This is a genomic window from Pseudomonas sp. 05N431 (assembly GCF_056397005.1).
In genome coordinates this window covers 1-12,235 of the sequence record NZ_JBFTMN010000018.1, presented here as the reverse complement: position 1 = coordinate 12,235, position 12,235 = coordinate 1, and the positions used below count along the sequence as shown (strand labels likewise).

The 12,235-nt window shown below is 60.2% G+C and carries 10 protein-coding genes; 1 reads left to right on the top strand and 9 read right to left on the bottom strand.

The features are described from left to right. Positions 1 to 241: 241 nt before the first annotated feature. The 8 genes from AC1DIG_RS24260 to AC1DIG_RS24225 form a co-directional block, all read right to left on the bottom strand. Positions 242 to 1,843, bottom strand: a complete 1,602-nt coding sequence (locus AC1DIG_RS24260) for an AAA family ATPase (RefSeq protein ID WP_477769337.1) — start codon at positions 1,841 to 1,843, stop codon at positions 242 to 244. 10 nt (positions 1,844 to 1,853) lie between these two features. Continuing rightward, positions 1,854 to 2,954, bottom strand: a complete 1,101-nt coding sequence (aroB, locus tag AC1DIG_RS24255) for a 3-dehydroquinate synthase (protein WP_054595233.1) — start codon at positions 2,952 to 2,954, stop codon at positions 1,854 to 1,856. A gap of 147 nt (positions 2,955 to 3,101) precedes the next feature. Continuing rightward, positions 3,102 to 3,620, bottom strand: a complete 519-nt coding sequence (gene aroK, locus AC1DIG_RS24250) for a shikimate kinase AroK (protein ID WP_071552300.1) — start codon at positions 3,618 to 3,620, stop codon at positions 3,102 to 3,104. 4 nt (positions 3,621 to 3,624) lie between these two features. Further along, positions 3,625 to 5,706, bottom strand: coding sequence for a type IV pilus secretin PilQ (locus AC1DIG_RS24245; RefSeq protein WP_477769336.1), 2,082 nt, complete (start codon positions 5,704 to 5,706; stop codon positions 3,625 to 3,627). A gap of 13 nt (positions 5,707 to 5,719) precedes the next feature. Next, positions 5,720 to 6,247, bottom strand: a complete 528-nt coding sequence (locus tag AC1DIG_RS24240; protein ID WP_477769335.1) for a pilus assembly protein PilP — start codon at positions 6,245 to 6,247, stop codon at positions 5,720 to 5,722. After that, a complete protein-coding gene (pilO, locus tag AC1DIG_RS24235; protein ID WP_477769334.1) occupies positions 6,244 to 6,867 on the bottom strand; it encodes a type 4a pilus biogenesis protein PilO in 624 nt (207 codons plus the stop codon). Before pilO ends, AC1DIG_RS24240 begins: the two co-directional genes overlap by 4 nt. Further along, on the bottom strand, positions 6,864 to 7,430 hold the full coding sequence (locus AC1DIG_RS24230; RefSeq protein WP_477769333.1) for a PilN domain-containing protein: 567 nt from the start codon (positions 7,428 to 7,430) through the stop codon (positions 6,864 to 6,866). Before AC1DIG_RS24230 ends, pilO begins: the two co-directional genes overlap by 4 nt. Further along, a complete protein-coding gene (locus AC1DIG_RS24225) occupies positions 7,430 to 8,494 on the bottom strand; it encodes a pilus assembly protein PilM (protein ID WP_477769332.1) in 1,065 nt (354 codons plus the stop codon). The genes AC1DIG_RS24230 and AC1DIG_RS24225 overlap by 1 nt, the downstream gene beginning before the upstream one ends. A gap of 216 nt (positions 8,495 to 8,710) precedes the next feature. On the opposite strand from AC1DIG_RS24225, the gene AC1DIG_RS24220 reads away from it, so the two are divergent. Next, entirely contained in the window at positions 8,711 to 11,149 is a 2,439-nt protein-coding gene (locus tag AC1DIG_RS24220) for a penicillin-binding protein 1A (protein ID WP_477769403.1), read from the top strand. A 72-nt stretch (positions 11,150 to 11,221) separates the two neighbouring features. Here the strand turns inward: AC1DIG_RS24220 and AC1DIG_RS24215 are convergent, their stop codons facing one another. Further along, positions 11,222 to 11,611, bottom strand: coding sequence for a DUF6124 family protein (locus AC1DIG_RS24215; RefSeq protein WP_054593867.1), 390 nt, complete (start codon positions 11,609 to 11,611; stop codon positions 11,222 to 11,224). Positions 11,612 to 12,235: the final 624 nt, after the last annotated feature.

Genomic DNA, 12,235 nt, shown 5'->3' with positions numbered 1-12,235 from the left:
CATTGTACACACCGACACAGAGGCTCACAAATTTGACGACGAAATGTCGCAAATCTATGTCGCATTTGCGAAAGGTTTAAAGCGATATGCTGTGCTAGTCAAAACATTTTTAATGTTGACCGCAACGACTCAAAGACTACTGTGACGCAGACACCACAAGGCACGCGGCTTTGACAGCCACATGCGCTTGCAGAAATTTTGAGGTGCCGGGAGAGGCGGCCTGGGTAAGGCCGCCGAATCTTCAGCGAGCTGTTGCCAGTTCCTGTTGGACGCTGGCGACAGAGCGAGGCCAAGGTTTACCAGCCTGAACCTTCGCTGGCAAGGCCTTGATGGCGGTAACAGCTGCATCGCGGTTGGCGAAGCTACCGTAAGTGATGACGTAAAGCGGCTTACCGTTGAGGACTTTCTTGAAATAGCGGTACTCGCCGCCCTGTTCCTTGACGAAACTTTGCGCCGAGGCTTCAGAGCTGGTGCCGAGGATTTGCACCACATAGTTGCCCGGCGCCTGACCTGCGTACCAGGTACCGCCGGTTGCGGCTTTGGCGACGCTGGCTGGCTTCTCGACCGGCTTCTCGACAGCTTTGGCGACCGGGGCAGGCTTGGCCACTGGGGCCGGTTTGGCCGCAGGAGCTGGTGCAGGAGCAGGCTTGGCGGTAGCGACCTGAGTCGGCGCCGGCTTGGCCGCAGGCGCTGGTGCAGGGGCTGGCGTCGGGCCGGCCGGAATACCGGCTGGCGGTGCAGTGGTGGTCACGGTAGGCGGTTTGGCGCTGGAGCCTTCAACGGGCACGCCGTCGTCGCCTTCAGTGATACCGCCCGCAGCTTCCGCCAACGGGCCCCGCATAACCGGCTGCGATTGTCCGACCAGCGGCAATGGCATCGGCTGGGTATTACCGGCGAACTCGACCGCCGGAGCACCGCCGTTCGGTTTCGGTGTGCCCAGTGGCAATTGCGCCTGCTCATTGGCGGGCGCGCCGGTGGCTGGTGCCTTGCTGCGACCTGGCATCAACCAGGCGGCGGCCACCGCGACCACGACTACGGCGGATATCGCCAATACGTGTTTCTTCGGCATGTTGAACCCCATACTTGGACGCTTGACCGCTGAGCGGCTAGCAATCATGGCTTCGATCATCGCATCGCGGGCGACCTGATTGATGTTTCCAGGCCATCCATCGGAGCTTTCGTGTATCTCAGAGATCTGATTCGCAGAGAAAAGTTCGATTCCCTGACCGGCGCCTTCGAGTCGCTGGGCCAGGTATTCGCGGGTTTCTTCTTCGGCGTAAGGCTGCAGTTCGATGACGTGGAAGCGCTCTTCCTCGGTACTCAGCTGTTCAAGTTCGGCGATCAGCGACGACTCACCGAACAGGAACACGTGCGGACGACCCTCCGGTGCACCCGCCGCCAACGCCAGCAGCGCTTCAAGGGCGGACTCGTCGAGTTGCTCGGCGTCATCGACCAGCAAGTAGACTTCCTGGCCGGTCAATGCGAGCTGTACCACCTGCTTGAGAATCGCGCCGACTTCAGCCTGGGCAACGTTCAGCGCCTGAGCCACCTGACGCAACACACCCGCCGCATCACCGGCGCCACGGGCGGAAACCACCACGCTCTGCACCGACTGCTTGTTGGTGCTGGCTACCAGCGCCTGACGCAACAGGGTCTTGCCACTGCCTTGCGGGCCGGTGACCACCAGTAACAACTGGCTGTAACGAGCCAGGTGATGCAGTTGCCCCAGCACGGGCTTGCGCTGGGCAGGGAAGAACTTGAAGCCAGGCACCCGTGGAGCGAAAGGGTCGTGACTCAACTGGTAATGGCCGAGGAACGCCTCGTCGGCATGCAAACTAGTCATCGGGATCTTATTAACCTTTAAGCTGAGCCAGGGCGCGGTAATCCGCTCCCAGCGTGGCCTGTAAAACCTCTTTCGGATAATCGTCGGTCACTACGGCTTCGCCCATGCGGCGCAACAACACCAGTCGCAAACGACCGTCGATTACTTTCTTGTCAATTGCCATGTGTTCGAGAAAATCGGCTTCGGTCATCACTGAAGGCGGGATGACCGGCAACCCGGCCCGCTGGAACAGGCGAATGCCGCGATCACGCTCCTGGTCGCTGATCCAGCCCAGACGCGAAGACATTTCCAGGGCCATTACAGTACCAGCAGCCACCGCTTCACCATGTAACCAGACACCATAGCCCATGTGGGTTTCGATGGCGTGGCCGAAGGTATGGCCAAGGTTGAGCGTCGCGCGTACACCAGACTCACGCTCGTCGGCACCGACCACAGCAGCCTTGGCTGCGCAGGAGCGTTCGATAGCGTAGGTCAGGGCCGTTTGATCCAGAGCCCGCAAGCGATCGACGTTGTCTTCGAGCCAGGTCAGGAACGGCTCGTCGCAGATCAACCCGTACTTGATGACTTCCGCAAGGCCCGCAGACAGCTCGCGAGCCGGCAAGGTATTGAGCGTGGCGGTATCGATCAACACGACGTTCGGCTGATAGAAGGCGCCAATCATGTTTTTGCCCAGCGGGTGGTTGATGCCGGTCTTGCCGCCCACCGAAGAGTCGACTTGCGACAGCAAGGTGGTCGGAACCTGAATGAAATCGACACCACGCTGGTAACAGGCGGCGGCAAAACCGGCCATGTCGCCAATCACACCGCCGCCCAAGGCGATCACGGTGGTGCGGCGGTCATGGCGAGCGGTGAGCAGGCCGTCAAAGATGGTTTGCAGGGTTTCCCAGTTCTTGAAGGCTTCACCGTCGGGCAGAACCACCGAAATAACCGAAAACTGTGCAAGGCTGCGGGTCAGACGCTCTAGATACAGCGGCGCAACGGTCTCGTTGGAGATGATCGCGACTTGCCGCCCGGCGATATGCGGCGCCAGCAGTTCGGGCTGATCCAGCAACCCCTCGCCAATATGGATCGGGTAGCTACGCTCGCCTAAATCGACCTTAAGTGTCTGCATGTGTCCCCACAGTGAAGTTGGAATCAGGCGTCCTGCCTTACATTATCGACTGACAGCATCTGCTCGTGTGACGCTGCCTGTTCGTCATGCGCCACACCTTCGAGCGGTCATGACCGGAGCCGAGGATAGCGCATTTCGTTCTGCGCATTAACGGGGAGGCAGCTGCTGCAAGCGTTCCAGGATGTCCAGGACCACCATCCGCGGCGGCCGCTCATCGGTTTCCACCACCAGGTCGGCGATTTCCCGATACAGCGGATCGCGCAATGCCAGCAGATCCCGGAGGGTTTTTGCCGGATCGGCGGTGCGCAACAACGGACGATTGCGATCGCGCGCGGTGCGCCCGACCTGCTGCTCGACGGACGCGTGCAGATACACCACGCGCCCGCCAGCGTGCAGCGCGCGACGATTGGCTTCGCGCATCACTGCGCCACCGCCCGTCGCCAGCACCACGCCATCGAGCGTGCACAGCTCGGCGATCATCGCCTGCTCGCGGTCGCGAAAGCCGGGTTCGCCTTCTTTGTCGAAGATCCACGGGATATTGGCGCCCGTGCGCAATTCAATTTCCTTATCGGAATCCTTGAACGGCAGGCGCAGCTCTTTGGCCAACAAGCGACCGATGGTGCTTTTTCCAGCACCCATCGGCCCAACAAGAATCAAATTTCGCACAGAATCAATGACTCACAGCAATCGCCTGGTTATTCATGATACGCGGAGTGAGAAATACCAGCAGCTCGGATTTTTTCTCCGACACCACGTCACGCCGGAAAAGGCGGCCAAGATACGGCACATCACCGAGAAATGGCACCTTATCTACAACCTTGCTCTGAGTATTTGAGAAAACCCCGCCAATGACGATGGTTTCTCCATCATTGACCAGTACTTTGGCATTGACCTCGTTCTTCTTGATCGGCGGCACATCCTGCACTTTGTTCAGGTAGTCCGGCTCATCCTTGGTGACCTTGACCTCCATGATGATGCGGTTATCCGGGGTGATCTGCGGCGTTACCTCCAGAGACAGCGAGGCCTCCTTGAACGCCACTGATGTCGCGCCGCTGGAGCTGGCTTCCTGATAGGGAATTTCCGTGCCCTTGAGGATCTTCGCGGTTTCCTTGTCGGAGGTGACCACTTTGGGTTGAGAGACGATTTCCCCGTTACCGGTCTTCTCCATGGCCGTCAGCTCAAGGTCCAGCAACACGTTATCGGTGATGAAGGCGATACCGATCCCCGACGTATTCCCCGCCGCGCCCATGTCGACGAACGGTGAGTTGGTGCTGGTGCTGCCCGGTGTACCAATGGTCGATGAGGCGTTGGCCCCGTTGCTGACCCCGGAGGCATTCCAGTTCCCCTTATTGCGGACCGAACCGCCCCAACGCACGCCGAGGCTTTTGTCGTAGTCGACGTTGGCTTCGACGATCCGCGCTTCGATCATCACCTGACGCACCGGAATATCCAGCTGAGCGACGATTCGCCGCAGCTCATCCAGACGATCCTGGGTCTGGTAGGCGATGATATTGTTGGTTCGCTCGTCGACAGTGATCGAACCACGCTCGTCGACTTTCGACTCGGCGCTGGTCACCGACTGAAACAGCTTGGCGATATCCGCCGCCTTGGCGTAGTTGACCTGCAACAGTTCACGACGCAGTGGCGCCAGCTCGGCGATCTGTTTGCGCGACTCCAGCTCCTGGCGCTCGCGGGCAGCAATCTCGTCTGCCGGCGCGACCAGCAAGACGTTGCCGATCTTGCGCTTGTCCAACCCTTTGGTCTTGAGCACCAGATCCAGTGCCTGATCCCACGGCACGTTTTGCAGGCGCAAGGTAATACCGCCCTGCACCGTGTCGCTGGCCACCAGATTGAGGTTGGTGAAATCGGCGATCAGTTGCAGCACTGAGCGCACATCGATGTCCTGAAAGTTCAACGACAGCTTCTCGCCGCTGTAGGCGAAACGATCTGCGTTGCGCTTCTGCAGATCGTCGACGGTCATCGGGCGGACACTGACCGTCAGCTTGTTGTCGGTCTGGTAGGTCGAATAGTCGTATGTGCCACCGGGTTCGATGCTGATGCTCGCTTTATCGGAGGATGCACTGGCATTGACGAACTGCACCGGCGTGGCGAAATCCTTGACGTCCAGACGAACCCGCAACCGTTCGGGCAACTGGGTTTTGGCGAAGGTGAGGATGATCTTGCCGTCACGCTCCTGGATGTCCGGGCTGATACCGGGGTCTGACAAATCAATGACGACGTTGCCTTCACCCTGCTCACCGCGTTGAAAGTCCACGCCGCGAATGGCCTTGCTCACGGGAGCATATGTCTTGGCTGCCACTGGCATGGCGCTCGCCACTCGCGGTGCCGCGGGCCGGGGTTTCTGAGCGGCGGCGGCCTGCCCAACCACCACGAACAGCGTATTACCCTCGACTCGCGTGCTGTAAGGCGTCAACTGCGTCAGGTTGATGATCAAACGGGTGCGATCCTTGGCCTCGACCACCGTCGCACTGCGAGCGTTGCCACCTCCCAGATCCCGCGTCTTGCTCGCCAGTTGGCTGCTCACACCCGGTAGGTCGAGAGCGATGCGCGCCGGCTGATCGGTGGTATAGCCGTGAGGCGCGGGCGGCGGCCCGTCGAAAGCCAGTTTCAACTCGACGCGATCACCCGGCAGCGCGGCGACATCCAGCGCCGTGAGATTGGCTGCCTGCACCATCGGAGAAAGCAGCGCCATCCATAGCGAAAAACCGAGGGTTGAGAAGATCCTGTTCATGATACGAGTTCCACTATGAATGCTCTTTCAAAGGAATAGTCCGCGGTCGCTCCAGCCAGGCACCTTCACCATCGGGGACGATTTCGACCACATCGACTTGCGAGTCACTGATGGCCACGATCCGGCCATCGTTGCGCCCCAGGTAGTCACCGACCTTCAGCCGATGCACCCCACCGGCACCGCGCAGCAGCGCAAAGGCGCCGGACGCATTGGAAATAGTGCCGACCATTTCAAACTGCTCGATGTTGAAACCTTCAAGGTATTGCTTGGCCCGGCTCGGATCGGGCTTGACGTTGCGCGCCCCCGGTTTTCGACCTGCCAGGTCGACCCTGACCTGCGGTGAAAACGGACTGCGCAACGACGCAGCGCTGTAAGTGAATGTCTCGTAGGACCTGAACGTCGGCACCGGCTCGATCTTGCCGGGCGGGTGCAGGCGCACCTCGTTCATGTAGGCGTCCAGATCGCTGAAGTCGTTACCGTTGCCACAACCGGCAAGCCCTCCCAGCAGCACAGCCAGCGAAAACCATCGGACCGCGTTCATTTCTGCAGCCCCTTGTCGTTGTAGCGGTAAGTCTTGGCCAGGATGTTCATGCGCAGTTTCGCGCCGCTGCCCGGAACAACCGGCTCGACGTTGAAATCGTGCAGGGTGACGATCCGCGGGAGGTTGGCGACGCCACTGACGAAGGTCGCCAGGTCATGGTAGGCGCCAGTGACAGTGATCTGGATCGGTAACTCGATGTAGAACTGCTGGGTGACTTCCGGCAGCAGCTTGATCTCCTCAAACTCCAGCCCGCTGCCCAATCCGGTGCGCGTGATGTCTTCCAGCAGACCGGGCACCTCGGTATCGCCGGGCAACTGCCGCAACAGCACGCCGAAGGAGGTTTCCATTGCTTTCATCTGCTCGATGTAACGCTCCAGATTGGCCGCCATGTGCGCCTTGCTCGCGAACTGCTCCTTGAGGGTGGCTTCCCCGCCGCGGACCTGCTCAAGCTGATCTTCAAGATCCTTGAGGTAAAAGCTGTAACCCAGCGCCAGCACCAGCACGATCAGCAGCCCGCCCGCCAGGCCTTTGATCGCCGCGGGCCAGGAGCCTATGTTGTTCAGGTCCAGGTCGTTGATATCGACCTTGCGCAACCCCTCGAACCATTGGGACGGACTCATTTCGCGTCCTCCGCTGCGGCCGGTTGAGACTGACGAACGGTCAACTGAAACACGTTGGCCTGATCCAGGGCGCCGGCCGTGGTCGCTTTAACCTCGGTCAGGTTCGGCGATTTGAACCGGTCGGAGGCATCGAGGTTGCGCAACAACTCCGAGACACGATTGTTCGACTCTGCCGCCCCGCTGATGGACAGCGTTTTATCGACCAGTTTGACGTCGGTGAAATACACCCCGTCCGGCAGTGTGCGCGCCAGTTGATCGAAGATCCGTGCGCTGACCGACCGATTGCCTTGCAAGTCCTGGATGATCCGCATCCGCTCCACGAGTTGCTGGCGACGGGCTTTCAGATCACTGATCTGCTTGATCCGGTCATCCAGCACGGCGATCTGTTTGCCGACGTAATCGTTGCGAGCGACCTGTCGATCAATCGCACTGCTGATGGCCTGGTCACCCAGCAAAATCACCCCGACCGCCGCTGCCAGCGCGCCGGCCAACCCCAACAGGAAGCGCTTGCGACGCTCCTCACGCAGCTCTTCGCGCCAAGGGAGAAGATTGATCCGCGCCATCAGTCGAAACTCCTCAGCGCCAGGCCGCAGGCAATCATCAGCGCCGGCGCATCACTGGCCAGGGCACTGGCGTTGACCTTGCTGCTCAATGTCATGTCCGCAAACGGATTGGCCACGTGTGTCGGCGTGCCCAGGCGCTGCTCGATCAGCCGCTCCAGCCCGGCGACAGAGGCCGTACCACCGGCCAGCAGGATGTAGTCGACTGCGTTGTACTGGCCCGAGGCGAAAAAGAACTGCAACGATCGCGAGACCTGCTGCACCAGCGCCTCGCGGAACGGTTGCAGGACTTCGCTGACATAGTCCTCAGGCAGACCACCCTGTTTTTTTGCAAATCCGGCCTGTTCGACGGTCATCCCATAGCGACGCTGGATTTCCTCCGTCAACTGGCGGCCGCCGAACAACTGCTCGCGGGTGTAGATGATTCGGCCGCTGGACAACACGCTCAAGGTGGTCATGGTGGCGCCGATGTCGACCACGGCCACCGTCGAACGCTCGGTCACACCGGTCAGCTGTGCCGTCAGCAAGCCGAATGAACGCTCCAGCGCATACGCCTCGACATCGACGACCCGCGCGGTCAGGCCGGCAAGGGCCAACGCGGCTTCGCGAACTTCGACGTTTTCCTTGCGACAGGCCGCCAGCAATACGTCGACCCGCTCGGGATTACGCCGGGAGGCGCCCTGCACTTCAAAATCGATGGCGACTTCTTCGAGGGGATAGGGAATGTATTGGTCAGCTTCAATCTTCAGCTGATTTTCCATGTCATCAGGGGAAAGCCCGGCGTCCATTTCGATGATCTTGGTGATGACCGCCGATCCGGCAACCGCCACCGCGACACTCTTGACGCTGGTTTTGGCCTTGAGTAACACCCGGGATAACGCCTGCCCGACACCTTCGAGTTCGGCGATATTTTTCTCGACCACGGCGTTGGTCGGCAGCGGCTCTACCGCGTAGGCTTCGACCCGGTATCGATTGCCTGCACGGCTTAGCTCGAGAAGCTTCACCGAGGTGGAGCTGATATCGATCCCCAAAAGCGTGCGGCTTTTTTTATTGAAGAGTCCCAGCACTTGCAATTCCCTATGACTATCCGTGAGTTACGGACTCTTTATGATTCATTGCGTTCAATAGCTGCGTCTTGACAGAGGCGCCAAATGCGCTTTTGGCGGAAAAATGCTTATAATGGCCAGCGTTTTTTCCGCTTTCTCAAGCGCGGGTCGACCCTTGCTTACCTTGAATGCCCTGACGCCTAATTCATTCTTTACCCTGGATGTCCAAAAGCCTTGATTCGTCTGCTGAAATTTTTCGGGTGGTCCATCGTCGCCGTTTTCTGCGGACTGCTCCTCGGTCTGAGCGGCGCTTTTCTTTACCTTAGTCCGGGATTGCCATCCGTGGAGGCGCTGAGAAGCATTCAGTTGCAGATTCCTTTGCGGGTCTACAGCAGCGACGGCAAATTGATCGCCGAGTTTGGCGAAATGCGCCGCACGCCGATCCGCTTCGCCGACATCCCACCGAATTTCATCAATGCGTTACTCAGTGCCGAAGACGACAACTTCGCCAATCACTATGGCGTCGACCCCAGCAGCCTGATGCGTGCCGCGTCCCAACTGGTCAAGAGCGGACACATTCAATCCGGCGGCAGCACCATCACCATGCAGGTGGCGAAGAACTTCTTCCTCACCAGCGAGCGCAGCTTCTCGCGCAAGACCACGGAAATCCTCCTGGCCCTGCAAATCGAGCGCCAGCTGACCAAGGACGAGATCCTTGAGCTCTACGTGAACAAGATCTATCTGGGCAACCGCGCCTACGGCATCGAGGCGGCGGCGCAGGTGTATTACGGCAAGTCGATCCGCGACGTCAGCCTGGCGCAGATGGCGATGATCGCCGGCCTGCCGAAAGCCCCTTCGCGCTTCAACCCGCTGGCCAACCCTGCACGCAGCAAAGAACGTCGCGACTGGATCCTGGGGCGCATGTACAAGCTCGGGAAAATTGACGAAGCGGCGTATCAGGCCGCGATCAACGAGCCGCTGAACGCCAGCTATCACGTGCCGACGCCGGAAGTGAACGCGCCGTACATCGCCGAAATGGCCCGGGCCGAAATGGTCGGTCGTTATGGCAGCGATGCCTACACCGAAGGTTTCCGCGTCACCACCACCGTGCCGAGCAACCTCCAGGAAATGGCCAACACCGCCGTCCATGAAGGCTTGATCACCTACGACCAGCGTCACGGCTATCGCGGCCCTGAATCCCGCCTGCCGGGCAAGACGCCTGCTGCCTGGGCCACGGAACTGACCAAACAGCGCACCATCAGCGGCCTGGAACCGGCCATCGTCACCCTGATCGAGAAAAACGGCGTGCAGGTCCTGACCCGCAACGGCGAAGAACATGTCAGTTGGGACAGCATGAAATGGGCGCGCCCGTTCCTGAACACCAACAGCATGGGCCCGGCACCGAAGCAGCCATCGGACGTCGCCCAGGTCGGCGACCTGATTCGCGTACAGCGCCAAGCGGACAACGCCCTGAAGTTCAGCCAGATTCCGGTCGCCCAAAGCGCACTGGTTTCGCTGGACCCGCAAAACGGCGCCATCCGCGCCTTGGTCGGCGGCTTCGCGTTCGAGCAGAGCAACTACAACCGCGCCATGCAGGCCAAGCGCCAGCCGGGCTCGAGCTTCAAGCCATTCGTCTACAGCGCTGCGCTGGATAACGGCTACACCCCGGCAACCCTGGTGAACGACGCACCGATCGTGTTCGTCGACGAGTACCTGGACAAGGTCTGGCGTCCGAAGAACGACACCAACACCTTCCTCGGCCCGATCCGTATGCGTGAAGCGCTCTACAAGTCGCGCAACCTGGTGTCGATCCGCCTGCTCCAGGCGCTGGGCGTCGATCGCACCATCGACTACATCAGCAAGTTCGGCTTCAACAAGCAGGACCTGCCACGCAACCTGTCGCTGGCCCTGGGCACCGCAACGCTGACGCCAATGGAAATCGCCACCGGCTGGAGCACCTTTGCCAACGGCGGCTACAAGATCACCCCGTACATCATCGACAAGATCGAAAGCCGCAACGGTGACACGCTGTTCGTCGCCAACCCGCCAAGCGTGCCGAAGGGCGATATCGCCAGCAACGGGATTGCAGCACCGGTGAACAACACCTTTACGGTCAACCCGACGCCAGGCGAAGCCCCGGCAGCGCAAACCACCGTACAAGCACCGGCCGTCGCGGAACGGATCATCGACGGGCGCACCACCTTCATCCTCAACAGCATGCTTGAAGACGTGATCAAGCTCGGTACCGGGCGTCGCGCCCTGTCCATGGGCCGCAGCGACATCGCGGGCAAGACCGGGACCACCAACGAATCCAAGGACGCCTGGTTCTCGGGCTACAACGCCGATTACGTGACCACGGTCTGGACCGGTTTCGACCAACCGGAAAGCCTTGGCAAGCGCGAGTTCGGCGGCACCGTGGCGCTGCCGATCTGGATGAACTACATGAGCGCCGCGCTCAAAGGCAAACCACCGCATACCCAGGCCGAGCCAGAAGGCATCCTCAGCCTGCGGGTTGACCCGGTCAGCGGCCGTGCGGCGACCCCAAGCACGCCTGGTGCTTACTTCGAGCTGTTCAAGTCCGAAGACACGCCACCATCGGTCAACGAACTGGGCAACGGCAATGCGCCAGGCAGCCCGCTGCCAGCAGACGAAGCGGCGCCGATCGACCTATTCTGATCACGCAACCCCAGCAAAAAGCCCCGCTCTTCGGTTGAAGGCGGGGCTTTTTAGTTTCAGGACTTCGCGCTTCTATTCTTTGACGTAAAACTGGTCCGACTCCGACGGGTTGTAGTCATCCAGCGCCTTATCCACCAACAACAGAGCGCCATCGACCATTCGGCAAATCGCCAAGGCCACGCTGCGTCGCGAACCCTCGATCTCGAATGCCAGGTCGGCGGCCATGACCTTGACTGAGGCCAGGTCTTCCGAGGCATTGGCCAACAGACTTTCGAGGCCCACGTCGGGTGAAACGCTGAACAAGCGGTCTGAGCGCAAGTCGCTGAAGCGCAGTTTGGCCAGGGTGGGTTTCAAGTAGTGATCGAGGGCGCGGTGGGCGGCGTCGTGGAGCTTTTTTGAATCGAGGGATTCGTAGGGGGAGACGTCGTCGTGTTCGGGGGGATTGGGAGTTTCTTTGATCATGATGGAGCTCCTACGGTAGTGGGAGCCACGACTTGCCGGTCTCACTCGGCGAAGAGGTGGCAGCTGTGAACGGGGTGAGAATACCGGTCGTAGGCACCCGGCCAGACCTAAGTCTGCCCGCACACAGCCGCCATAATGCATGGCGCAAACGAAAAACGTCGGCGACGATTATGGTAGAGCCAGCGCTTCGCGCCTACAGAATTTCCTGGGTTCTCACACCCTGTCGCTGAATTGTCAGCGATGATCAAAGGCTAGAGGCCGTGCTTCCGAGGGACAACCTTAAAGACATGTCGGAGATTTCTATGTTGCCCGTGATGCTGTCGCCAAGTTCAACTCGACTCCTACAGGTATTACACAAGTCCCAATCACCTGATCGTTCCCACGCTCTGCGTCAGCTCGTGAATCGGAACGCGGAGCGTCCCTGGCAGCATTCCCACGCAGAGCATGGGAACGATCTCAAACCCCACACGCTCCAACCACTCAGGCCGGCCGGCAGGCCGCCGTGCTGTTGCTGTTGATCTTGATCCACCCGCCCCTATCGGGAGGCCGAGTGGAGGTGTTCATCAGGGGGTGGGCGCGCAGCGCCGTACGGCGCAGCCGGACACATCGAGAGGAGGTCGTCGC

Bases quoted from the DNA above. Each gene is read 5' to 3' on its own strand.
- pilO (WP_477769334.1), bottom strand. From the start codon at position 6,867: ATGAGTCCGTCCCAATGGTTCGAGGGGTTGCGCAAGGTCGATATCAAC.
- AC1DIG_RS24260 (WP_477769337.1), bottom strand. From the start codon at position 1,843: ATGACTAGTTTGCATGCCGACGAGGCGTTCCTCGGCCATTACCAGTTG.
- AC1DIG_RS24230 (WP_477769333.1), bottom strand. From the start codon at position 7,430: ATGGCGCGGATCAATCTTCTCCCTTGGCGCGAAGAGCTGCGTGAGGAG.
- AC1DIG_RS24245 (WP_477769336.1), bottom strand. From the start codon at position 5,706: ATGAACAGGATCTTCTCAACCCTCGGTTTTTCGCTATGGATGGCGCTG.
- aroB (WP_054595233.1), bottom strand. From the start codon at position 2,954: ATGCAGACACTTAAGGTCGATTTAGGCGAGCGTAGCTACCCGATCCAT.
- AC1DIG_RS24240 (WP_477769335.1), bottom strand. From the start codon at position 6,247: ATGAACGCGGTCCGATGGTTTTCGCTGGCTGTGCTGCTGGGAGGGCTT.
- AC1DIG_RS24215 (WP_054593867.1), bottom strand. From the start codon at position 11,611: ATGATCAAAGAAACTCCCAATCCCCCCGAACACGACGACGTCTCCCCC.